General features: G+C 37.8%; 17 protein-coding genes and 1 pseudogene. 14 read left to right on the top strand and 4 right to left on the bottom strand.

Translation table 11 applies throughout. The annotated features are described in order from the left end of the window. Window positions 1-26: 26 nt before the first annotated feature. The 7 genes from OLD84_RS16765 to OLD84_RS16735 all read left to right on the top strand — a co-directional run bounded on the left by OLD84_RS16765 (window position 27) and on the right by OLD84_RS16735 (window position 12,049). Window positions 27-1,658, top strand: a complete 1,632-nt coding sequence (locus OLD84_RS16765) for an acylphosphatase (RefSeq protein WP_209464524.1) — start codon at window positions 27-29, stop codon at window positions 1,656-1,658. A gap of 42 nt (window positions 1,659-1,700) precedes the next feature. Next, on the top strand, window positions 1,701-2,399 hold the full coding sequence (locus OLD84_RS16760) for an ATP-binding protein (RefSeq protein ID WP_209464523.1): 699 nt from the start codon (window positions 1,701-1,703) through the stop codon (window positions 2,397-2,399). Window positions 2,400-2,425: 26 nt separating this feature from the next. After that, window positions 2,426-3,304: an acylphosphatase gene (locus OLD84_RS16755; protein ID WP_209464522.1), complete on the top strand. Its 879-nt coding sequence runs from the start codon at window positions 2,426-2,428 to the stop codon at window positions 3,302-3,304. Between the two features lie 58 nt (window positions 3,305-3,362). After that, window positions 3,363-4,973: an ATP-grasp domain-containing protein gene (locus OLD84_RS16750; RefSeq protein WP_209464521.1), complete on the top strand. Its 1,611-nt coding sequence runs from the start codon at window positions 3,363-3,365 to the stop codon at window positions 4,971-4,973. A 177-nt stretch (window positions 4,974-5,150) separates the two neighbouring features. After that, window positions 5,151-6,740, top strand: a complete 1,590-nt coding sequence (locus OLD84_RS16745) for an acylphosphatase (RefSeq protein ID WP_209464520.1) — start codon at window positions 5,151-5,153, stop codon at window positions 6,738-6,740. A 280-nt stretch (window positions 6,741-7,020) separates the two neighbouring features. Continuing rightward, window positions 7,021-8,781: an acylphosphatase gene (locus OLD84_RS16740; protein WP_209464519.1), complete on the top strand. Its 1,761-nt coding sequence runs from the start codon at window positions 7,021-7,023 to the stop codon at window positions 8,779-8,781. Window positions 8,782-8,983: 202 nt separating this feature from the next. Next, window positions 8,984-12,049, top strand: coding sequence for a peptidoglycan-binding protein (locus OLD84_RS16735; RefSeq protein WP_264917236.1), 3,066 nt, complete (start codon window positions 8,984-8,986; stop codon window positions 12,047-12,049). Between the two features lie 67 nt (window positions 12,050-12,116). On the opposite strand, the pseudogene OLD84_RS19530 reads toward OLD84_RS16735, so the two are convergent. Beyond that, a pseudogene (locus OLD84_RS19530) lies at window positions 12,117-12,810 on the bottom strand (YheC/YheD family protein). Between the two features lie 616 nt (window positions 12,811-13,426). On the opposite strand from OLD84_RS19530, the gene OLD84_RS16720 reads away from it, so the two are divergent. Then, entirely contained in the window at window positions 13,427-16,924 is a 3,498-nt protein-coding gene (locus OLD84_RS16720) for a peptidoglycan-binding protein (protein ID WP_264917235.1), read from the top strand. Window positions 16,925-17,120: 196 nt separating this feature from the next. Then, complete coding sequence (locus tag OLD84_RS16715) at window positions 17,121-18,206, top strand: glycosyltransferase family 4 protein (protein WP_209462563.1); 1,086 nt, start codon at window positions 17,121-17,123, stop codon at window positions 18,204-18,206. A gap of 50 nt (window positions 18,207-18,256) precedes the next feature. On the opposite strand, the gene OLD84_RS16710 is transcribed toward OLD84_RS16715, so the two are convergent. The 3 genes from OLD84_RS16710 to OLD84_RS16700 form a co-directional block, all read right to left on the bottom strand. Beyond that, complete coding sequence (locus tag OLD84_RS16710; protein WP_209462562.1) at window positions 18,257-19,300, bottom strand: LCP family protein; 1,044 nt, start codon at window positions 19,298-19,300, stop codon at window positions 18,257-18,259. Window positions 19,301-19,534: 234 nt separating this feature from the next. After that, window positions 19,535-19,933, bottom strand: a complete 399-nt coding sequence (tagD, locus tag OLD84_RS16705) for a glycerol-3-phosphate cytidylyltransferase (protein ID WP_209462561.1) — start codon at window positions 19,931-19,933, stop codon at window positions 19,535-19,537. A 204-nt stretch (window positions 19,934-20,137) separates the two neighbouring features. Beyond that, the gene (locus tag OLD84_RS16700; RefSeq protein WP_209462560.1) at window positions 20,138-21,160 is read right to left on the bottom strand and encodes an LCP family protein; all 1,023 of its coding nucleotides are present in this window, start codon (window positions 21,158-21,160) and stop codon (window positions 20,138-20,140) included. A 234-nt stretch (window positions 21,161-21,394) separates the two neighbouring features. On the opposite strand from OLD84_RS16700, the gene OLD84_RS16695 reads away from it, so the two are divergent. The 5 genes from OLD84_RS16695 to hxlA all read left to right on the top strand — a co-directional run bounded on the left by OLD84_RS16695 (window position 21,395) and on the right by hxlA (window position 24,471). Beyond that, window positions 21,395-21,631, top strand: a complete 237-nt coding sequence (locus OLD84_RS16695) for a DUF1659 domain-containing protein (RefSeq protein WP_209462559.1) — start codon at window positions 21,395-21,397, stop codon at window positions 21,629-21,631. A 45-nt stretch (window positions 21,632-21,676) separates the two neighbouring features. Beyond that, window positions 21,677-21,895 (top strand): DUF2922 domain-containing protein, encoded by a 219-nt coding sequence (locus OLD84_RS16690; RefSeq protein WP_209462558.1) that lies wholly within the window; start codon window positions 21,677-21,679, stop codon window positions 21,893-21,895. Window positions 21,896-22,585: 690 nt separating this feature from the next. Then, on the top strand, window positions 22,586-22,720 hold the full coding sequence (locus tag OLD84_RS16685; RefSeq protein ID WP_209462557.1) for a YvrJ family protein: 135 nt from the start codon (window positions 22,586-22,588) through the stop codon (window positions 22,718-22,720). 525 nt (window positions 22,721-23,245) lie between these two features. After that, the gene (locus OLD84_RS16680) at window positions 23,246-23,617 is read left to right on the top strand and encodes a winged helix-turn-helix transcriptional regulator (protein WP_209462556.1); all 372 of its coding nucleotides are present in this window, start codon (window positions 23,246-23,248) and stop codon (window positions 23,615-23,617) included. 212 nt (window positions 23,618-23,829) lie between these two features. Continuing rightward, window positions 23,830-24,471 carry a 3-hexulose-6-phosphate synthase gene (gene hxlA, locus OLD84_RS16675; protein ID WP_209462555.1) on the top strand — a complete coding sequence of 214 codons (642 nt, stop codon included), beginning with the start codon at window positions 23,830-23,832 and terminating at the stop codon, window positions 24,469-24,471. Window position 24,472 lies beyond the last annotated feature (1 nt).

Raw genomic sequence — 24,472 nt, 5'->3', positions numbered from 1 at the left:
GACCAGCGTTTTAGGAGGAAAATCCGATGGAAGAGAATAACACAGAGTGGCTGCCGCATCTATCCAGTGAAATTGTTTCAGATGCCCATGGTAATTTACTTGATGCTTATGCAGTTTCCCTTGAAGGTTGGAGAAGGGGTCTAAAACTCAGATGGCATGTAAAGGATTCCGAAAAATTCAGTGAAATGAATACATGGTTTGTCGATAAACCTGGTCAGCTTTTTTCGCTTAGTTCTAAAGAGAAAACACATTATTTCTTCAGAACTAGAGGGGATAAAGTAAGTAATGAAGCGGTGGATATTGGAAAAGATAAGGAACTAACGAAGCAAGAATTGCAGAAGAAAGGTGTGCCTGTTCCGCAAGGGAAGCAATTTGAAGAGGATCAGCCAGACGATGTTATTCGAAATTATGTTTCTTCTATAGGCTATCCGGTTGTAATTAAACCGACTGACGGAAGCTTTGGTAGAGGTATAGTTACAAATATTCAAAGTGATAAAGACTTGGATTATGCTCTTACTTATGTACGGTCCGAACTAAAGTATAAAGACGTGATAGTAGAACAATACATTCCAGGAAAAGAATATCGTATTTATGTTGTAGATAATAAGGTAGTAGGTGCAATAAATAGAATTCCTGCTAACGTTGTCGGGGATGGAATAAGTTCTATAGAGACATTAATAGCCAATAAAAATGAAGAAAGAAGTATGAATCCCCGCCTTATCAGTTGCCCGATTAATATAGGTTATGAGACGGAAAATATTATTGACAAAACAGGATATACCATAAATAGTATACTGAAAAAAGATGAACAAATTTACCTAAGTGAAAAGAGTAATATTTCCTTAGGCGGTGACCCGATAGACGTTTTAGATGAATTGCCCATAGCAATCAAGGACACTGCAGTTAAGGCACTGTATGCAGTGCCTGGTTTAAATCACGGAGCTGTCGATCTTATTGTACATTCCAATAAACCTGTCGAAGAATCTGGAGTCGTGCTGGAGCTCAATCCAACAGCACAGATAGGATCTCTTTTATATCCTATGAAAGGTGAGCCGCGTAATATTCCTGCTGCAATTATAGATTATTATTTTCCAGGAACAAAAAACACCCCCAAAATAATACCAAAGGTTTATTTTGACTTAAGAGAAGCATTGTCACCTTTAGCTAATAAAACAGCTGTAATAACTGAAGTAGTATCTCTTCAACAAAAGAATTTTTTTGGAAAAAAATATACGGTTTCCGGAGATGTGCAAACCCTTGAATATCATCACTGGCTCCGAATACAAGCTATAGAGCAAAACTTGATAGGTTTTATAAATAAACTTGATAATAATGATATTGAAGTAATAATTGCAGGATTTGATGAATTATCAGTGAACCAATTTAAAGATACTATTCACGAAACTAATTTAGCTGAAGTGGTACGAATTAACGAGGATATTTGGGATAAACCGGTTAAATTAGGATTTGATATACAAGAGGAAAGCAAAGAACTCGTAGTTAATATAAAAAAACTCCAAGAAGAATTAATCCAAGCAAAAAAAGAGAAGAAATTTATTGACCGACAATATGAGAATATGTTAAATAGCCGTATATGGAAGAGCACTTACCTAGTTAGAAAATTCACCGGTGCTGTTAAAAGCTTGTTTCGTTCCTAAAAGCTCCCTAAGTAAATACTATTTTCTGAAAAAGGAATGATTATGATGAAAGGTATAGAAGATAAATCACTGGATCAACTTATAGAAATAGTACCTGAAAGTGCCTATGGCGCTAACGCAACGATGTTTTCTGTCGCATTAGAGGGATGGAAACGAGGGTTAAAATTAAAGTTTTTTAAGAAATATATTAAAAATCGAGTGAAAATTAGATATTCATTAAGTAATGAAGAAAGAGAAATAAAATTTCAATTATCTTTAGCGGAATTTGTTCCAAAAGAAACAAGAAACATCACTAGAAGCAAAAAAAATACTAAAGATTATTTGTTAAAAGCGGATATACCTACTCCTCAAGGAAGAAGTTTTAGTGGGGAAAATGAGGATGATGAAATTATTAATTATGCTAAAACCCTTGAATACCCATTAGTAATTAAGCCTGTAAGTGCAAGTTTGGGGATCGGTGTAACCACTAATATTTATGATGAAGAAACATTTTCCGAAAATTTGAAGCATTTACGCGGGAATAAGGGCTATAAGGAAATTATTGTTGAGCAGCAAGTTACTGGAGAAGATACCCGGTTATTTGTTGTTGGAGATCAAGTAGTAAGCGCATTTAAAAGAATTGCTGCTAATGTTATTGGAGATGGGAAACATACAATAAAGGAATTAATAGAACTAAAAAACAGTAACAGGAAAAAAACCCACATGTTGGCGGTTCTCAAATTAAAATTAATGCTGAGATGAAAGAATTTCTTAGGGAAAAAGACTATTTGCTAGAAACAATTCTAAATAAGGGGGAAAGAGTATTTTTAAATGAAAGTACTATTGCTTCTGCTGGAGCAGACACAGTGGAAGTAACTGACGAATTAACACCGGAAGACAAGTGTGTTGCTGTTAAAGCAGTAAAGGCTCTACCAGAGTTACCGGTTTGTGGTGTGGATATAATGATTGACAGAGAAAAGGGAACCAATTATGTGCTCGAACTTAACTCTAGACCAAATATTGGCGGTAGCTTATTTCCTGTAGTGGGGAAAGCAAGAAATATTTCAAAGGCAATAGTTGATTATTATTTCCCTGAGTCTATTTGTGATAATACTAAAAATGAAATTAGCAAATTTTACTTTAATTATGAAAGCATTGTAAAATTTCTTAAAAGTGGAGTTGTAGAAGAAGTTGTTGTACCACCGATGCCAAGTGAAAATTCGGTAATTAAAAAAATGACAGTTTCAGGAAAAGTACAGCGAGTCGGTTTTAGGAAATGGGTTTATGATAGAGCGGTTGACAGAAGGTTAAATGGTTATGTGAAAAATCTTAAAAACAAAAATGTTTTTATTGTGGTAGCTGGAGATAAAGAACGAGTCCAACAGTTTATAGATACAATTAAGGAAGACACACCAAAAAAAATGAACGTAAAAACAGTTGACGAAGAGGAATGGAATAAACCTGTTAAAATGGGTTTTGAAATAAGAAATACATCTTCACATATAAAGAAAGTGAGAAAGAAACTTAATGCAGAAAAGGAAAAAAATAAAGAGTTGGTTCACCAAAAAAAACAAACAAAGAAAAAATTAGATAGTATTGAACAAAGTAAAAGTTGGAGATATACTTTGCCATTACGTAATGTTGTTAAAACATTTAAACGTGATTAGAATGGGTGCATTGGAAATCCGTTAAACATTTTTAAAAGAATTGGAAGGAAGTATTTTAGTGGGATATACTCAAAAAGGTTGGTTACCACATCTTATAAATACAATACCTATTGAAGCACAAAGAAATAGGATTAGTATGTATACAATAGCTTTAGAAGGATGGAGAAGAGGATTAAACCTAAAGTTTTATAAATATAATAACAACAATAAACCTGATATTCAATACTCCTTGAGTTATAAAGATAGAGTTCATCATTTTGATGGCGCTGGTGGGGATAAGAATTCTGTTGAGGCAATTACAATCTGTGACGACAAGAGTTTGACAAAAATGCGCTTAAATAATTCTGGAATACCAGTACCCCAGGGAAGAGGATTTGATTCAGATAAAACAGAAGAAGAAATAATTAAATTTGGGCAATCAATTAACTTTCCAGTAGTGTTAAAACCAATTGATGGTTACGGTGGTAAAGGAGTAATCGTCAATATTAAAACTAACACAGAACTAAAGAATGCGTTGGCTTATAATCGAAATGAGTTGGGATTTAAAAATGTAGTGGTTGAGCAATTTGTAATGGGAGATGAGGTACGCGTTTACGTGCTTGAAGGCAAGGTTATAGGAGCCGTACAAAGAAGATCTGCCAATGTAGTTGGAGATGGCATAAATACAATTAATAAATTAATTGAAGCTAAAAACCAATTTAGAAAGAATATTCCCCATTTATATTTTCGGCCTATAAAAGTTGATTCGGAAGTCAAAAAGCTAATTCAAGCTGCAGGGTATAGCTTGGATAGCATACCTAAAGCAGGAGAAAGAATTTTCCTTAGAAAAACCAGCAACATCACAACTGGGGGAGACCCCATAGAAGTTACTTCAGAACTAACAACTGAACAAAGAGGTATTGCAATTAATGCAGTGAAAGCTATACCAGGATTAACGCATTGCGGTGTTGATATGATAATTAATAAAGAAAATGATACAAGCATGGTACTAGAACTTAATACTAGACCCGGTATAGGATCCCATTTATTCCCTGTGGAGGGTAAAGCAAAGGATATACCAAAAAAAATTATTGATTTTTATTTTCCTGAAACAAAAGGAATATCTACTGAGGATGCAAATGTTTATTTTGACTTTAGAAGTATTCAAGATACTTTAGCAGGTGGAACGACAAGAGAGGTAGTAGTTGCACCACTCATTAATAAGAAACTTGTAGCAAAAAGGTATTTAATTTCAGGTGATATAGAACCTATACGATATCATCAATGGCTTCAAAGAAAAGTGTTTGAAAGTAATTTAAATGGCTTTATTAGAAGGATTGATGATGAGAATATAGAAGTTGTAATAGCTGGCGAGACCCAGGCAGATGCTGACGAATTTTTGACTATACTAAATCACAAAATACTACAATCTCAAATTTCGAGTATTTCCGAAGAAGATTGGAAACTTCCAATCAAGATAGGCTTTGAACTAATGAATGAATATAACTCTATGAGTGTTAGAGAGTTGGAAATTAAGATACAGGACATAAAAAAAGAGCTTAAGTTGGTTGAAAAAGAACAAAATCGGATTGGAAATAGAATAAAAATGGTTCAGAAAAGCCGTATTTGGAAATTAACATCACCTCTTCGTTATTTAGGAGGTAAAATAAGAGAAGTGAGGTCACGCTAACAATGCTATGATGGTAATAATTGGAATTTAAATTCTGAAATAGATCTGTTAATCTTAGCGTGTAATGTCCTGTTATATAGGAAATAGTTGATGTTAGTTTAAAAGTAGTTAGCTTCTTAATCGAGATTATATATAAATTATGTAAGATTGAAGTAGACATTTTAGGAGGAAAGAGCGATGGAGGGAACTGAAGTTAAATGGTTGCCGCATCTTAAAAATGCGGTACCAGTTACTGGATATGGTAAGAAATTAAGCATGTATACAATAGCTTTGGAAGGTTGGAGAAGAGGGCTTAAGCTAAAGTTTTATACCATTGACAATCCTGAAAATAAATTAAAAATCAGATACTCACTTAGCTCCGAAGATAAAGAGCATCGGTTTGAGTCATCTAAAGGCGATAAGATTACAGATTTGGCCTACGAAATTTGTGACGACAAATATCTCACAAAAGAATATCTATCAAAAGCTGGTGTTCCAATACCAAAAGGGAAAAGTTTTTCTGAAGATGTCGAGGATAAAGAAATAATAGATTACGCAAATGAACTGGGGTTCCCTTTAGTATTAAAACCAATAAATGCAAATGGGGGCAAAGGTGTCTTCTCTAATATTCATAGTTTAGACGCTTTTAAAGATGCTTTAAATTATGTTCGTTATGAACTAGATTATCTAGAGGTTATGGTAGAAACTTATGTAGCTGGAAATGAATACCGGGTTGTTGTCGTTGATAATAAGGTTGTTGGCGCTCTTAACAGAGTTCCGGCAAATGTAATCGGTAATGGGGTTGATACGATTAGAGAATTAGTAAGAAATAAAAATAATGAACGGAAAGCAAATCCTCATTTAAAAAGTAGGAATATAAAAATTGATAAAACAGTAATTGATTTGCTTCATTCAAATAACTATACCTTAAAAAGTGTACCTAAAGAAGGTGAAGTTGTACCTTTGAGGTTAACCAGTAATCTTTCTACAGGAGGAGACTCTGTAGACTTGACTGATGTGTTATCACCTGAATTAAAACAAATTGCGATAGATGGCACGAACGCGATACCTGGATTAACTGTAAGTGGGATGGATATGATTGTTAATAGTGAAAATGATTCAGGAGTAATTATAGAGGCTAATACTAAGCCAGGTCTAGGTGGTCATTTATTCCCAGTACAAGGGAAACCTCGGGATCTACCTAAAGAAATAGTTGATTATTATTTCCCTGAGACGAAAGATATTGATAGATCTGATCTTTATTTTGACTTTAATAGTATATTGGAACCTTTGGAAAACAGAACAGCAACAACCGTTGAGGTGTCTTCACTTCCCGTAGGTAAGGTATATGCAAAAAAATATATTATATCTGGAAAAGTGCAAAACGTAGGGTATAAAGTATGGATTAAAAGGCAGGCATTACTAAGTCGTATGCATGGATTTGCAGAAGACCTGGGAAATGGTGATATTTCTGTAGTAGTTGCATCAACAGATGAAAAAGAAGTAAGTGAATTTAAAAGTATTTGTTTAGAAGGTAATAAAAAATCCCAAGTTACAGAAGTTGTTGAACAGGATTGGCATTCACCAATAAAGATAGGATTTGAAATCAATAGAAGTTTAACTATTGAAGAAGTTAAGCAAATCGAAAAGGAAAAAGAAGAGATTGAAAAAGAAAGAGATTTTTTCAGAAAAAGATATAGCCAGATAAAAGGTAGTAGACTATGGAGGTACACGTCCCCTCTAAGGAATGTATTAGATATAGTGAAAAGGTTTATAAGGTCCAAATAAAAGGGCTAGTAAAGTTTAGTTTAAATTATTTAGTAATACCCTTAATTTATATATAAATTAAGAATATATATGTGAAATAGGTAGGTACTTTTAGTTTGGATAAGGATCCGGAGTTTTGTAAATGTTAATGAGAGTGATCTGTCTCGGAATGATAATGTTAAGCTGTTGTGGACACGTATAAATACGAGTCCTTTTTTTCTAAATAAAAAGACCAAAGCTATCAAAAACGATAGGAATAATAATTATTCCTATAAGATTGCTGAATTGGAGATGGTTTAAAATGGCAAAGCAGAACGTAAATTGGTTTAAACATTTACAATACGCTGTCCCTGTAGAAGGGTATGGAAATAAACTTAGTATGTATTTTATTGCATTGGAAGCATGGAGACGAGGTATAACGATAAACTTTTTTAACATTGACAACATGGATAATAAAGTGTTAGTCCGATATTCTTTAAATTTTAAGGGAAGAGAAAGTAAATTTGAAGGATCTAAAGGAGATAAATTATCGAATGAAGCAGATAAAATATGTGAGAATAAGGATGAAACAAAAAGGTATTTAACAAAAGCGGGAGTTTCTGTGCCAGAAGGAAAGAGATTTGAAGTAATTTGTAGCATCACGGAAATTTTAAGCTATGCAAAACGGATGGGATACCCTGTCGTTCTAAAACCCACAAATTTAAATGCTGGAAAAGGAGTATTCTCCAATATAAATTCCGAAGAAGAATTAAAAGAGTCTTTAATTCATGTACGTGACGACCTTAATTATCAAGACGTGATAGTAGAGAAGTATATACCAGGGGTAGAATACCGCATTTTACTTATTAATGGGGAAGTAATAGGTGCTGTCAATAGAATTCCAGCAAATGTGACGGGAAATGGAAAAAAAACCATTGAGGAGTTAATAACATTAAAAAATAAAGAGAAAAAGATTAATCCAAATCTTTCTAAAAAAACTATTAAGATTGATAAAGAGGTATTAAATTCAATTCAGTCTCTAGGTTATCAATTAGAAAGCATACCAAAAGATGGGGAAAGAATTTTTCTAAGAAGCAAGAGTAATGTTTCTACAGGTGGGGACCCGATTGATGTAACCGATCAGTTGACTAATGAATTAAGAGATATGGCTAGTAGGGCGTCTCAGGCGGTCCCAGGTTTAGATATATGTGGATTAGATATGATTGTTGATAAGGAAAATAACTCTGGAGTTATAATTGAAATTAACACTAAGCCTATGTTAGGTCTACATCTATTTCCAATGGAAGGAGAAGCTCGTGATGTAATAAAGCCAATAATTGATTATTATTTTCCTGAAACAATAAATTCAAGAAAGACAAATCTTTATTTCGATTTTGACAGTTTATTAGCACCACTTAATAATATATCAACGAAGCAGTTGAAGGTTTTACCTCCTCCTTCATTAGAAAAAACATATGGCAAAAAGTATATTGTCTATGGAGAAATAACAGGAGTAGGTTACAAAGCTTGGGTAAGAAAGAAGGCTTTACAATATCAATTGCACGGTTATACAAAAAGAATCGAATATGGAAAAACAATGGTGGTAGTTGCAAGTACAGACAAAGATAAGGTAGATAATTTCAAAGATATATGCTATCAAGGGCCAGCGGATGCAAAAGTGAATAAAGTTGAAGAATATCCTTGGGAAAAACCAGTGAAAATTGGATTTGAAATTCAAAGGGAATCAAAAGCTGAACTTAAAGCTGCATTGAATAGTGAAAAAAAGTCAAATAATAAATTAAAAAAACAAAAACAAGAAGTGGAAGATAGAATAGAAAGTCTCAATCAAGATATTTCAAGGCTAAAACGCGAAAAAGAAACATTTAAACGACAAAAAGTGAAGATAAAGAAAGAAAAGGATAATGTTGTTAAAGAAAAGAAAAAATTAGAAGAAGAGAAAAAGGATGCAGTACAAGAAATTAAGTTCTTTGAACAGAAATATTTAACGATTCAAAAGAGCCGTTCATGGCGAATTACTAAACCATTAAGAAAAATCACAAGTTTAATTAATCGAAAAAGATAATAATCGTTTCCGGTTCTATAAATACAAATTACCTAAGAGGTGAGCTGATAAAAACTGCTTATCTCTTTTTAGTATCATTTCTTCTCAAACGTCAAAAAATCACAAATTCATATGGGATTCAACAAAATCTATTGAATTAACTCGTATAATAACCGATACTATAATGGTAGTAAAAATATAACAATAGGGAGGTGAAACTAAGGTGAAGGTAAGAAATTCTATGATTCTATTCTTATTAGTATTTTCCTTATTCCACTTTAGTCCACACGTAGCAATAGCAACCGAGGGTGTACCACCAGGCGATGTAGAAGCCACAGAAGAAAATACCGGTGAACAAGGAGAAGTGGAATTAGAAGGTGAAGGAACATCTGATCAGACAACAGGTGAATCAGGTGAAGCTAAAAAAGAAGAAATACCGGATAATGAAGTAGAAAGTACTGAACAGGAAGAAAAACCAAAATCAGAATCAGAAAATAGTACAGATGAAGATACTACTGGAGAGCACAATGATTCTGATAGTGGGGTAGATGAAGAGACTGAGGATTCGGAAGGGCAAGCTAACGAAGCAAGAATCCTGAAAAACAATATTAACGCCGGAACACCACTCTATCAAGATGGTGATAGTGGCCAACACTTATTAGATTTAAAAGAAGACTTAACTACACTAGGCTTTGCAAATTGGTCTAGTCCAAGCCAACACTATGGCAGTGTAACAGCAGGTGTTGTAGAGGATTTTCAAGACTATTACGACTTGCCTGTAACAGGTATTGCGGATACTGCAACCCAGGATAAAATTGCAGACGTTCTGTCACCACCGTATCAAAGTGGAGATAGAGGTGACCCAGTCGTAAAACTGAAAGAAGACTTGGTAGAACTAGGCTTTGCAAGTTGGTCTAATCCGAGTCAATACTATGGGAATGTAACAGCAGACGTCGTAGAGGATTTCCAAGGAGCTTACAGTTTGACAGTCGACGGTATAGCCGGGGCTAACACATTAGCGAAAATAGAGGAAGTACTAACCCAGGACCCGCGCTATCAGGATGGCGATAGTGGTGAGCATATCGTAGAGTTAAAAGAAGATTTAACTGCACTCGGCTTTGCAAATTGGTCTAGCCCAAGTCAAAACTATGGCAGTATAACAGCAGACGTTGTAGAGGATCTCCAAGATTATTACAACCTACCAATAACAGGTATTGCAGATTCTACAACTCGGGATAAAATTGCAGATGTTTTGTCACCACCGTACCAAAGTGGAGATAGAGGTGCCCCAGTTGTAAAACTGAAAGAAGATTTGGTAGAGTTAGGCTTTGCAAGCTGGTCTACCCCGAGTCAATACTATGGCAGCATAACAGCTAACGTGGTAGAGGACTTCCAGGAAGCTTATGATCTGACAGTCGACGGTATAGCCGATGCTAATACATTAACTACTATAGAGGAAGCATTATCCCAAGATCCGCGTTATCAAGATGGCGATAGTGGTGAGCATATCGTAGAGTTAAAAGAAGATTTAACTGCACTCGGCTTTGCGAATTGGTCTAGTCCGAGCCAATACTATGGCAGTATAACAGCAGACGTTGTAGAGGATCTCCAAGATTATTACAACCTACCAATAACAGGTATTGCAGATTCTACAACTCGGGATAAAATTGCAGACGTTCTGTCACCACCGTATCAAAGTGGAGATAGAGGTGACCCAGTCGTAAAACTGAAAGAAGACTTGGTAGAACTAGGCTTTGCAAGTTGGTCTAATCCGAGTCAATACTATGGGAATGTAACAGCAGACGTCGTAGAGGATTTCCAAGGAGCTTACAGTTTGACAGTCGACGGTATAGCCGGGGCTAACACATTAGCGAAAATAGAGGAAGTACTAACCCAGGACCCGCGCTATCAGGATGGCGATAGTGGTGAGCATATCGTAGAGTTAAAAGAAGATTTAACTGCACTCGGCTTTGCAAATTGGTCTAGCCCAAGTCAAAACTATGGCAGTATAACAGCAGACGTTGTAGAGGATCTCCAAGATTATTACAACCTACCAATAACAGGTATTGCAGATTCTACAACTCGGGATAAAATTGCAGATGTTTTGTCACCACCGTACCAAAGTGGAGATAGAGGTGCCCCAGTTGTAAAACTGAAAGAAGATTTGGTAGAGTTAGGCTTTGCAAGCTGGTCTACCCCGAGTCAATACTATGGCAGCATAACAGCTAACGTGGTAGAGGACTTCCAGGAAGCTTATGATCTGACAGTCGACGGTATAGCCGATGCTAATACATTAACTACTATAGAGGAAGCATTATCCCAAGATCCGCGTTATCAAGATGGCGATAGTGGTGAGCATATCGTAGAGTTAAAAGAAGATTTAACTGCACTCGGCTTTGCGAATTGGTCTAGTCCGAGCCAATACTATGGCAGCGTAACAGCAGGCGTAGTAGAGGATTTCCAAGACTATTACAATCTGTCAGTAACAGGTATTGCGGATTCTGCGACGCTAGATAAAATTGCGGAAGCTCTACCACCATATCAAAATGGGGATAAAGGTGATTCTGTCGTAAAATTGAAAGAAGATTTAACTGTATTAGGTTTTGCGAATTGGTCAAATCCAACTCAATTCTATGGAAGTGTGACAGCAGGCGTAGTAGAGGATTTTCAAGCTTCCTATGGTTTACCTGTGACGGGGATCGCTGATCAGACAACACTAAATACTATAGAAGATAACATAGTTAAAATCTTCCTAGATCCAGGCCATGGTGGCCGTGATTCAGGTGGCATAGGGTATGGATTACTAGAGAAAAATGTTGTCCTTGACATAGCATTAGAAGCCGCAAATGTATTAGAAAACCAATACTTAGGTGTAGATGTAAAACTTTCACGCGAAACAGATACATTTATAGAGCTGGAAGATAGAGCAGAAATGGCTAATGGCTGGGGCGCTGATTACTTCGTCAGTATCCATAATAATGCCTTTAATGGATCTGCAAGCGGTTTTGAAAGTTATATATATAATGGCGGTGTATCAAGTAATACAAGCGAAAAACAAAATCAAATGCATCAATATTTAATTAATGAATTAGGTGTAACTGATCGAGGAACGAAAGAAGCTAACTTCAGTGTATTACGAAACACTCATATGTCTGCTATTTTATTAGAGTATTTGTTTATAGATAATACTGTAGAAAATACTTTATTAAAGCAAGATAATTACCGTGATTGGCTTGGTGAAATTACAGCTGATGCAATAGCGCATTCCTTTGATTTAGGGAAAAGATAGAATAAGTTACGTTTAAGAGATGGGCTCTCATGTGGCTCATCTCTGTTTTTTAAGAAGTCAAAGTTACTTAATAAATGCTCTCTTTTTTCTCTAATTTATTACGAATGTATTTATAATAGTCTGCTTTTATCATTGCAATTTGCCCCGTGCCAAATTCAGTTCCTGGCCCAGTTTCTACTTCAAATAAATAAAGATCACCATTTTTACCAATACCAATATCCAACCCTAATGAACCAAACTGTTGGTCGAATATACTTTCCAATTTATAAGGCAAAGTTTTAGCAACCTGTTTGATTGAAGCTTCAATTGACGGCATCTTGTCCCCGAAATTCGTTTTTAAGAACGGCACTAGTTTACTCACACTGCCGCTGGGAAGTGTTTGAAGTAACCTTTTGATTCGTGCCAATCCTAATGAGATATACAGCTACTTCCCATCTTCCTTTGCCGTTCTTTTCAAGGCGAATACGGCAGTCAAAAGGATCTTCGGCTTTATTTCTGGAATTAATATATTTTTGCTGAATGTATTGTTTATCACGTATGAAATCATAAAAAAAATCTCTTAGTCCTTTTTTAGAAACATACTCTTCATTTTGGTGATAGCTTAATGTATAGCTTTTTTCGGTAATAGAAACCATGTATATATTTTTCCCTTTTACTCCATTCTTTGGTTTTAAAATAACTTGGGTATGCTGTTGAAGAAAGGAACGGAAATCATCAAAGTCAGAGCATTCACCTGTAGGTATGATCAGGTGAGAAAACACACCTTCTTCTTTAATTTTTTTATATACATAATCTTTAGTACCTATTTTTTCTGTTACTGACAATATGCTGTTTTCTTTTAAAAACTGATAGACTTTTTCATGTTTAAAACAATAGGGCGAAATATCAATAAATGGTGGTACGGAACCTCTTTAGTAACCCATTTATTATTTATAAGCATTTTTCCATTTATGGTTTTATCCTCAATATTTACATCAGCTACACTAAAATATATTATATCAATATTGTAATATTTACTGGATTTTGCTAATAACCTTACCATCTGAAACGGTTTACGGTTATTCCTCATAAAGCCAATTAGCATTTCGCACTCTCCTCAATTTAATTAACTCCAGGGTAATATAAGATAATACTTTTATAATATTTCCTAGTAATATCTATTTTAAACATTAGTTATTCCTAAATTAAGGTATTATATCATAAGGAATATATTAAACTGTAAAAATGAAGATAATGTTATTATTTTTAATTAAAATGACAAAAACAGACATATATTTGCAAAATAATTGTAAAATCTACCAAACTCTATTGAAATAACCTCTGTAATAACCGATACTATAATAGTAATAAAATATAATGACAGGGGGTGAAACTAAAGTGAAGGTAAGAAATTCTATTATTCTACTCTTATTAGTATTTTCTCTATTCCACTTTAGTCCACATTTAGCAGAAGCAACCGAAGATGTTCCACCAGGCGATATAGGAGTCACAGAAGAAGATACCGGTGAACAAGCAGAAGTGGAATTGGAAGGCGAAGAAGGGGTAAGTCAAGAAGAAGGTGAGAGAACATCTGATCACACAACAGATGACTCAGTTGAAGCTAAAAAAGAAGAAACATCGGAAAATGAAGTAGAGAGTAATGAACAAGAAGAAAAATCAACATCAGACTTAGAAAATAGTATAGGTGAAGATACTACTGGAGAGTCCAATGATTCTGATGGTAAGGTAGATGAAGAGACTAAAGTTTCGGAAGAGCAAGCTAACGAAGTAAGAAGCGTGAATACTAACGCCGAAAAATCACTCTATCAAGATGGCGATAGTGGTAAGCACATCGTAGAATTAAAAGAAGATTTAACAGCCCTAGGTTTTGCGAATTGGTCAAGTCCAAGTCAATACTATGGAAGTGTGACAGTAGGCGTAGTAGAGAATTTCCAAGACTATTACGACTTGCCAGTAACGGGTATTGCGGATACTGCAACCCGGGATAAAATTGCAGACGTTCTGTCACCACCGTATCAAAGTGGAGATAGAGGTGACCCAGTCATAAAACTGAAGGAAGACTTGGTAGAGTTAGGCTTTGCAGGCTGGTCTAATCCGAGTCAATACTATGGGAATGTAACAGCAGGCGTCATAGAGGATTTCCAGAGAGCTTACGGTTTGACAGTCGACGGTATAGCTGGTGCTAACACATTAGCGACAATAGAGGAAGCTCTAATCCAGGATCCGCGTTATCAAGATGGCGATAGTGGTGAGCACATCGTAGAATTAAAAGAAGATTTAACAGCCCTAGGTTTTGCGAATTGGTCAAGTCCAAGTCAATACTATGGAAGTGTGACAGTAGGCGTAGTAGAGAATTTCCAAGACTATTACGACTTGCCAGTAACGGGTATTGCGGATACTGCAACCCGGGATAAAATTGCAGACGTTCTGTCACCACCGTATCAAAGTGGAGATAGAGGTGACCCAGTCATAAAACTGAAGGAAGACTTGGTAGAGTTAGGCTTTGCAGGCTGGTCTAATCCGAGTCAATACTATGGGAATGTAACAGCAGGCGTCATAGAGGATTTCCAGAGAGCTTACGGTTTGACAGTCGACGGTATAGCTGGTGCTAACACATTAGCGACAATAGAGGAAGCTCTAACCCAGGATCCGCGTTATCAAGATGGCGATAGTGGTGAGCACATCGTAGAATTAAAAGAAGATTTAACAGCCCTAGGCTTTGCGAATTGGTCAAGTCCAAGTCAATACTATGGAAGTGTGACAGTAGGCGTAGTAGAGGATTTCCAAGACTATTACGACTTGCCAGTAACGGGTATTGCGGATACTGCAACCCGGGATAAAATTGCAGACGTTCTGTCACCACCGTATCAAAGTGGAGATAGAGGTGACCCAGTCATAAAACTGAAGGAAGACTTGGTAGAGTTAGGCTTTGCAGGCTGGTCTAATCCGAGTCAATACTATGGGAATGTAACAGCAGGCGTCATAGAGGATTTCCAGAGAGCTTACGGTTTGACAGTCGACGGTATAGCTGGTGCTAACACATTAGCGACAATAGAGGAAGCTCTAACCCAGGATCCGCATTATCAAGATGGCGATAGTGGTGAGCACATCGTAGAATTAAAAGAAGATTTAACAGCCCTAGGCTTTGCGAATTGGTCAAGTCCAAGTCAATACTATGGAAGTGTGACAGTAGGCGTAGTAGAGGATTTCCAAGACTATTACGACTTGCCAGTAACGGGTATTGCGGATACTGCAACCCGGGATAAAATTGCAGACGTTCTGTCACCACCGTATCAAAGTGGAGATAGAGGTGACCCAGTCATAAAACTGAAGGAAGACTTGGTAGAGTTAGGCTTTGCAGGCTGGTCTAATCCGAGTCAATACTATGGGAATGTAACAGCAGGCGTCATAGAGGATTTCCAGAGAGCTTACGGTTTGACAGTCGACGGTATAGCTGGTGCTAACACATTAGCGACAATAGAGGAAGCTCTAACCCAGGATCCGCATTATCAAGATGGCGATAGTGGTGAGCACATCGTAGAATTAAAAGAAGATTTAACAGCCCTAGGCTTTGCGAATTGGTCAAGTCCAAGTCAATACTATGGAAGTGTGACAGTAGGCGTAGTAGAGAATTTCCAAGACTATTACGACTTGCCAGTAACGGGTATTGCGGATACTGCGACTCGGGATAAAATCGCAGAAATCTTATCACCACCATATCAAAGTGGAGATAGAGGTGACCCAATCGTAAAACTGAAAGAAGATTTAACTACTTTAGGCTTTGCGAATTGGTCAGATCCAAGTCAGTACTATGGCAGTGTGACAGTAAGCGTTGTAGAGGATTTCCAGAAAGCTTACGGACTTGAAGTAAATGGTATCGTAGACGAAATAACATTCGTTACTCTTCTAGAAGCAGTAGGGTCTGAAGAAATTAATACCACACAATATGATTTAACTCTAGAAGAAGCATTAGCAATACAAATGGGAGCAAATCCTCAAACAGATAACGAATACGATACATATGTTTCCAAAACATATATTGACGATAACAATAAGGTTACTGCTAATACCTTAAATGTAAGAGGTGGTCCTGGTACAAATTATTGGGAAGTTGGTCAACTTAGTGAAGGAACCGAAGTTACTATATTAAACGAAGTCGGTGGTTGGTATCAAATTGAATATACAGAGAACCATCAATGGGTAAATGCTAGTTCGAATGATGTCTTGTATCAATTAGATCCAACTAACTTCTTGAGTAATGAGAGGGAAAGATTTCAATTCCTGGATCTTGCTAGAAATAGTAATGCTACTGCAACAGAGTTAGATATTTATTTAAATGGTAAAGGAATCCTTGAGAATCAAGGACAAGCCTTTATTGATGCTGGTAGTATCCATGGCGTTAGTGATGTGTATCTTGTATCCCATGCCCGTTTAGAAACAGGGAATGGGGGTTCAGCTTTAGCTAACGGAGTTGAAGTTGGAAAAAACCCATCTGGTGACTTAGTCTTAGTCACATCAAATAACAAAGATAATTTGACAGACATAGAGACAACGTACAATATGTTTGGTATAGGAGCAGTAGATGGTAATGCCCATCAAGGTGGTGCATTTCGTGCGTATGAAGAAGGCTGGTTTAGTCCAGATGAAGCCATCGTTGGCGGGGCGCAGTTTATAGGTGATAGCTATATTAAAGCTGGTCAAAATACGTTGTATAGTATGCGTTGGAACCCAGCAGCCATGGCAGCGAATGGGACAGCTTCACACCAATATGCAACAGATATCGGGTGGGCATCAAAACAAATATTTTCCATGTATAATCTATATCAAGATTTAGGAATATCTAATTTGTATTTAGATGTACCACAATATAAGTAATAAAATACCTACTAGCCTAGTCCCTTTTATAGAGACTAGGCTATTTTTTATTTACCATCAAAACCACCCACCAAATGTTTAACCCTCCACAAAAAAGTAAAAAGAACAACAACATCCTTATATACATTTTCCCAAAGTATGATAAAATAAATGAGAATGTGAATTCGATTTCAACTAAAATGGAGTAGGTGTGTTTATGTGGAATATAAGTGAGTTGGTTATCGCTTTTATTATATCTTGTCTGGCAACGTTACTTGTTACTCCGCTCATTATTAAACTATCAAATAGATTAAAAGTGGTTGATAAACCAGATAATAATAGAAAGTCCCATAATGGGGAGAAGCCTAGTATGGGTGGAATAGCTATTTTCATAGGTGCTGCTGCCGGGTTTATGTATTTGCAGCCGATGCAAGAGCAGATGAATGCGATTATTATAGGGGCATTCATAATGGTTCTTACGGGTCTGCTGGATGATATGTTTGAACTAAGGGCATTGTACAAGCTTGCTGGACAAGTTGCTGCTGCGCTTGTTGTTGTGTCATCAGGTCTGGTTATTGAAAATTTGACGATTCCATTTGCGGGTACGGTTTATATGGGGGAATTTGGAATTCTTCTTACGGTACTGTGGATTGTGGCTGCTTCGAATGCGATTAATTTGATTGATGGTCTGGATGGATTAGCTGCTGGTGTTTCCGCAATTGGGCTGGCTAGTATTCTTGCAATGGCAATTATAGATTATCAGATTGTCGTTGTTTATCTATCCATTATTCTAATAGGAAGCTGTATTGGGTTTCTATTTCATAATTTCCATCCGGCGAAGATTTTCATGGGGGATACGGGTGCATTGTTCTTGGGTTATTCGATAGCCATTGTTGCCATGCTAGGATTGTTTAAAAACGTGGCCTTCTTTAGCTTCATTGTGCCGATTATCGTCATCGCGGTTCCTGTGTTTGATACGACACTGGCCATTATTCGCCGTACGATGAATCACCAAGGAATTGCTACAGCGGACAAGCAGCATATTCATTATCAGCTAATGAATATGGGGTACTCGCATCGAGGGTCTGTCTTGATCATCTATGCATTCAGTGTGTTCTTCGGCGGCATGGCGATCATCTTTAACAGTGCCACATTGCTGACGTCGCTCGTTATATTTGGTGTGATCATTATTGGAATCCAGTTAATCGCTGAGATTGCCGGTGTTACGGTTTATAATCGTCAACCATTGCTGGATGGTTTCCGTAGATTAATAGGAATTAGGAATTTGGATAAAATGAAGTAATACAAAAAACTGCTAGTCCCAATTTGGACTAGCAGTTTTTTAATGAATGATTAATACGGGTCTGAACCAGATGCATTTTCACTTTCTTTTTGTTCAACTGTTGTAGGCTCTGCGATGTCCAGATGATTTTTTAACATGGACTGGGTTTCACCTAGTGCGAATTGATCGAGTTGCCAGTAATACGTGGACCCTGGTTGGTAATCCGTTCCTTTTAGTGTGTGTGTTTCTATATCCAAGTCATTATCATTTGTTGCGTACGAAATAAAACTTTTCATTTCACCGAATGTTAGATTCGTAGACATGTTATCGCCAACTGCGTCAAGGATATCCCCATAATTTAATAAGGAATTTACAGAAATTGCTTTATCCATCATGGCTGTTATAATGTCCTGCTGTCTCTTCCCACGCTCAATATCATTATCTAGCTTTCTTGTACGGGCCAATGCAAGAGCTTCTTCCCCGTCTAAGGTTTGTTCACCTTCTACTAGATGAATATCTTCGCCTTGGTCCGTGGAATTGGATTCGGAGAACGTGTACGGTACTTCTACTTCAATCCCATCTAGCGCATCAACTATTTCAACAAACCCATTGAAGTTCACTTTGACGTTATAATCAACTGGGATATCAAGTAGATTTTCAACGGTTTCAACGGTTGCTTTTGTTCCACCAAATGAATGTGCGTGATTTATTTTGTCTTCATAGCCAACTTCTGGAATATGCACATAAGAATCCCGGGGAATGCTGACAATATTAACGGTATTGTCTTCTTTATTGAGTGTTGCTAACATAAGCGCATCGGTAAGTGCACTTTCTGCATTGTCTCGTGTATCATTCTCGTCAATACCCATAATGAGGATCGAGACATTATCCTCGGTGGGGTCAACTTGCGCATCTCTTAGAGCGGATTTATCTCTTCCATCATCTTCATAGGAATCGGATAATACGGAATCTGCTTTAATATATAAGTACCCCCCGTAAATGGATACACCTAAAAGTGCTATTAATGGTATGAGAATAAAAAAGGCTCTTTTACGAATTTTTCTTCTACGTTTTCGTTTAACGGTTCGAGTTTGTTCTGGATTATGCCTATCCATGACTAATATCTCCTTTAATTTGCAATATATGACACTTTTTGCACATAAGGTCAAAGTTAAGATGCAAAACCAACTTATATTCTACTACGAAATGCTAGGATAGTAAATTAAATTTAGATTACAATTTTGTAAGAAATATAGATTTAGTAGAAAGGAAAGCTTCCTACTGCATCATTGCGGGCTAAGGTTATTCGCCATAAAGATTGGGCGATAAGCCAAATTTTCAAATAAAAATTAATCATTTCGTGAATGTAACCTGCTATTTCTTATTGCTGAACTGGAAATCCCTTTCGTTCGAGGGAGGTAAACCACTTCACAATAAGCTTTTAAGAAGTCGAATTCGCCTTTCCAATCATCACCCATAACGAAAGTATCGATATCATGGGTTATGACATCTGTGATTTTTTGATCCCAAGTATATTCAGGGATAACTTGGTCCACATAGCTAATAGCGTCGATTATTAATTTTCTGTCTTCATAATTATGATATGCCTGTTTTCCTTTAGTCATGTTAAATTTATCAGTAGAAAGGCCGACAATTAAATGATCACCCAAATCTTGTGCGCGGCGAAGAATATTTATATGACCCCTATGAATGAAGTCAAAGGTTCCATATGTGATAATTTTCTTCATTGACGCCCCTCCAATTATTCGTTATTTTATAGTATAACATGATATAGGAGTTAATACATTATCATTTTTCAACAGATTATACCTTACATGAAAAAATGTGTAGTTCGGACCGCGCGACGTGGGTTGCATATGTTGGCACTGCGATACCCCTTTAGATAAATTTCCTTTATATGAAAAAATAGGCTAGTGGACACTAGCCATTGATTAGTAATAGGATACCTCATCCTCCGCGAAATCATTAACTCCATTAATGGAAGGTAAATTCAAATGCTCACGAAGTTCATCCTGAATTTGCACCCTGCTTGCTTCATCGACTTGATAATACCAGACGCCGTCTTCCATATAGCCACCAGTACCTTCGAGGTTGACCGTTTCAATGGCGAATTGTTCATCTAAACCATAGGAAAAAAAGCTACGTATTTCACTAAAATTCAAATTGGTAGCCATATTGGAGCCGACTGCTGTGATTAATTCGTCTAATTTTAGAACGGACGACGCTGATGTCGCTTTTTTGGCAATCGATTCCATTATTTCCTGCTGTCGCTTCCCGCGTTCGATGTCATTGTCATTATCTCGCGTGCGGGCCAGTGCCAATGCTTCTTCTCCATTTAACATTTGCTCACCAGGATATAAGTGAATAGCGTCCCTATTATCGTTCGAGTCCGATTCGGTGAATTCATAGGGAACATCAAACGGTATGCCATCTAAAGAGTCAACCACTTCGATAAATCCTTCAAAATTCATCCGCACGAAGTAATCCACAGGAAGTTCCAAGAATTCTTCCACCGTTTCAATGGTTGCACTAGGTCCACCGAACGCATGCGCATGGTTAATTTTCGTATGATAGCCTAATTCGGGTACACGTACATAAGAATCTCTGGGTATGCTCAATAATTTAACGTTACTGTCCTCTTTATTGAATGTCGCGAGCAGCAACGCGTCCGAGAGACTATGATCATCATTACCACGGTGTTCACTACTATCCACGCCCATAAAAAGGATCGAAACATTATCCTCCACTGGATCGACCATGTCGTCACGGAGCGATGACCGATCATCTTCACGACCTAGCTCCTCATGGGATTCGGTTATCGTATCGGACGTTCGATCAAAGAGATAAACGGCATAACCAACACCGATTCCAATAAGGAAAATGAGAATCACACTACTATATAAAAGTGCTTTTTTGATTGAAAACATTCGATTGTGCTTTCGCTGTTTGGCCATTGCATAAACCCCTCATGATTATCTTATACCATATTTTACAGATAATGCAGGAAAAGGTATAGGATAATGTGCTCATTTTTGGAAGAAGGGACAGAGGGACAGGTTACTTGTCCCAGAACCAGATGAATGGGGGACACTGTTCCTGTCCCCTCGTCCCTCTTTGGAAAATTTTCTACTATGTTTGCCCCTATCTTCACTTCCTATTCGATTGTATGGGTGAAGGAGGTGATAAACATGGCAGTAGCAGATATGATCAGTTCGACGCTGCGTTTGGTCCTTTACGAAGGTAACGACACGATAACAGGCGATCCGATTTATAAGTACAAAAGCTTCAATAATGTCAAAACGGAAGCAACGCCTGAACAACTGTTAACAATCGCACAATCAATCTCAGCATTACAAGAGCTTTCCCTTTATATCATTGAACGCCGGGATAACTCCGAACTTAGAGAGGCCGCGGGCGAAGATTAATTTTTAAAGGGAAAAATTTAATAAAGAAAGGAGGGAGGTTAGATCATGAAAAAGATTGAGCTGAAATTTCTTAACGAAGACGGAAGAGTCGTCACGTATTCATTAGATCATCCAGTTGAACCCGCTGATCCGGAAGCAGTACATGCTGCAATGGATGAAATTTTGACACAAAATGCCTTCACATCAACAGGCGGAGACATCGTCCAAAAACACAGCGCCCGTATCGTAGAACGCAATGTGGAGGATATCGATTTAGGCTTATAATAATAATCGTCACCTGCAGAACAGACCAGCGGCTCGCCCACTGGTCTGTTTTTGGCAGATGAGAGTTTGGTGCGCTGTCGTAGTGGTGGAGAGGGTGGTGCTCGTTCTTGGGATGTTGGTGCTCGATCCGGTGGAGCTGGTGCTCGAGCGAGCGGGATGGTGCTCATTCGAGCGCCGGGAGCTCTTACTCGAGCGGGGGAGTGCCTTACCCGAGCGACAGCGATTCTGGCGCTCGTCCTCGGGGTTTTGGTGCTCGATCTAGGTATGCTGGTGCTCGAGCGAGCGGGATGGTGCTCATTCGAGCGCCAGGATCTCTCACTCGAGCGGGGAAGTGCCTTACCCGAGCGACAGCGATTCTGGCGCTCGTCCTCGGGGTTTTGGTGCTCGATCTAGGTATGTTGATGCTCGAGCGAGCGGGATGGTACTCATTCGAGCGCCAGGAGCTCTTACTCGAGCGGGGGAGTGCCTTACCCGAGCGACAGCGATTCTGGCGCTCGTCCTCGGGGTTTTGGTGCTCGATCTAGGTATGTTGATGCTCGAGCGAGCGGGATGGTGCTCACTCGAGCGCCAGGAGCTCTTACTCGAGCAGGGGAGCACCTCACTCGAGCGCCGACACCTCTCGCTCGACCCGGAAGAGCGTCTCACCAATTGAAGCAAATCACACCAATCACCAGAAAGGAGGAACCACCAATGGAAACCTGGGTATCATTCTTTACAGAAGTCGGATTTCCCATCGCGGTGACATTTTATTTGCTGCATCGCATTGAAGGGAAACTCAACCTGTTAATTGAATCGATCCACGCATTGCCGGAGAAAATGAAATGAAAAAAGTCGGTTTTCTGTTTTATGCAGAGAACCGATTTTTTATAAACCGATGCAAAGCTGTTAATAAATAACATTTACGGACAGAGGAACAGGCTCCTGTTTTTCTACACTTTCTATTATCTAACTATTGTCGTCTGCCTGAACAAAAAGAAGTAACCGCTCCCTAACTAAGATCAGCGATTACTTCTTTTAGTTAGCACAGCAAGGGAAGCCAGCTGCTCTTTCAAGCGGACTGTAGTTGCCAGTACTCGGTAGTTGACGCTACCCAGCTTAATCTTCTGAATGCTGTTTTATCAATTTCCTATGGTCTTAAATACCAGTTAATAGTTGCGCACATGTTTTTCAAATACACTGGTAAACGGAGTTAACCGAATTTTCCGTATAAATGTTGACGGTGGTATTATCGTATTATCCAATTGTCACACTTGTATAACTTCTAGTGTTACATGTACAATTGTTTATTATAAGTACATACTTTTTAGCACATAGTCTTAAAAAAAATACTGTCAAGAAAGGATGAAAACGATGGGACGCATTTGTGCAAGAGAATTTAATTGCGAAAAGGAATTAACGCTTGCTGTTATCGGCGGTAAATGGAAGATGCTCATTTTATGGCATTTGGGCAAAGTGGGGACGCAGCGATTTAATGCATTGAAAAGGCTGATGCCCGGAATCACCCAACGTATGCTTGTGAACCAGCTCCGTGAACTTGAATCCGATTTTATTATTCATCGCGAAGTGTATCCTGTTGTACCGCCAAAAGTGGAATATTCATTGACAGACCGTGGTAAATCGTTAATGCCGATTCTTGAATCTATGTACAGTTGGGGAATGGAATACAAGACCTTCGTTGAGGAACAACTGGACGAGGATGCTGAAATAACCGTGAACAACTAATTTTTCCAAACCATGCAAAGCAAATGACGCTGCATGGTTTTTTTCGTTCAATCATTTAACATGAAGCAAACTCCAGTGTCTCTGCAAGCCAGTATTGTTTTGACAGTATACTTTTTAGCACTATGTGAGAATAAAGTGCGTACTATCTTTTCAATAACTCAGGTAGTACAATAAATTTAGGTTAAATAATGAAGGAAAGGGAGATATCATCTATGAAATTACAATTAGCATTAGACTTAGTTAATATTCCAGAAGCAATTGAGGTAGTTAAAGAGGTAGAAGCGCATATCGATGTTGTTGAAATCGGCACACCGATCATCAATCAAGAAGGTCATCATGCGGTAAAAGCAATGAAAGATGCTTTTCCATCTTTGGCAGTTCTTGCAGATACGAAGATCATGGACGCCGGCGGTTACGAAGTGATGAATGCATCTCAAGCGGGAGCAAGTATTGTTACAGTACTTGGGGCTACAGATGATGAGACAATTAAAGGTGCTGTGGAAGAAGCAAAAAAACAGGGTTCTGAAATTCTTGTTGATATGATTAATGTTACAGACATCGAGCAGCGCGCGAAAGAAGTAGACGCACTAGGTGTTGATTATATCTGTGTCCACACAGGATACGACTTGCAAGCAGTTGGCGTTACGCCATTCAGCCAATTGACTACGATTAAAAATGTAGTTAAAAACACAAAGACTGCCGTAGCAGGTGGTATAAAATTAGAAACAATTCCTGAAGTAATTAAAGCACAACCTGACTTGATTATTGTAGGTGGTGGAATTGCTAATCAGGATGATAAAAAAGCTGTAGCTGCTGAAATACAAAAACAAATGAAAGATGCAGCGACGGTATAAT

The organism is Virgibacillus natechei (genome assembly GCF_026013645.1).
Classification (GTDB): domain Bacteria; phylum Bacillota; class Bacilli; order Bacillales; family Amphibacillaceae; genus Virgibacillus_L; species Virgibacillus_L natechei.
This window is presented reverse-complemented; position numbering and strand designations above follow the sequence as displayed.

What these genes read in the sequence shown, in the direction of transcription:
- OLD84_RS16700 (WP_209462560.1), bottom strand. Translation starts at nt 21,160, where the DNA reads ATGGCCAAACAGCGAAAGCACAATCGAATGTTTTCAATCAAAAAAGCA.
- OLD84_RS16710 (WP_209462562.1), bottom strand. Translation starts at nt 19,300, where the DNA reads ATGGATAGGCATAATCCAGAACAAACTCGAACCGTTAAACGAAAACGT.
- OLD84_RS16685 (WP_209462557.1), top strand. Translation starts at nt 22,586, where the DNA reads ATGGAAACCTGGGTATCATTCTTTACAGAAGTCGGATTTCCCATCGCG.
- OLD84_RS16695 (WP_209462559.1), top strand. Translation starts at nt 21,395, where the DNA reads ATGGCAGTAGCAGATATGATCAGTTCGACGCTGCGTTTGGTCCTTTAC.
- OLD84_RS16740 (WP_209464519.1), top strand. Translation starts at nt 7,021, where the DNA reads ATGGCAAAGCAGAACGTAAATTGGTTTAAACATTTACAATACGCTGTC.
- hxlA (WP_209462555.1), top strand. Translation starts at nt 23,830, where the DNA reads ATGAAATTACAATTAGCATTAGACTTAGTTAATATTCCAGAAGCAATT.
- OLD84_RS16690 (WP_209462558.1), top strand. Translation starts at nt 21,677, where the DNA reads ATGAAAAAGATTGAGCTGAAATTTCTTAACGAAGACGGAAGAGTCGTC.
- OLD84_RS16765 (WP_209464524.1), top strand. Translation starts at nt 27, where the DNA reads ATGGAAGAGAATAACACAGAGTGGCTGCCGCATCTATCCAGTGAAATT.
- OLD84_RS16745 (WP_209464520.1), top strand. Translation starts at nt 5,151, where the DNA reads ATGGAGGGAACTGAAGTTAAATGGTTGCCGCATCTTAAAAATGCGGTA.
- OLD84_RS16760 (WP_209464523.1), top strand. Translation starts at nt 1,701, where the DNA reads ATGATGAAAGGTATAGAAGATAAATCACTGGATCAACTTATAGAAATA.
- OLD84_RS16680 (WP_209462556.1), top strand. Translation starts at nt 23,246, where the DNA reads ATGGGACGCATTTGTGCAAGAGAATTTAATTGCGAAAAGGAATTAACG.
- OLD84_RS16715 (WP_209462563.1), top strand. Translation starts at nt 17,121, where the DNA reads ATGTGGAATATAAGTGAGTTGGTTATCGCTTTTATTATATCTTGTCTG.
- tagD (WP_209462561.1), bottom strand. Translation starts at nt 19,933, where the DNA reads ATGAAGAAAATTATCACATATGGAACCTTTGACTTCATTCATAGGGGT.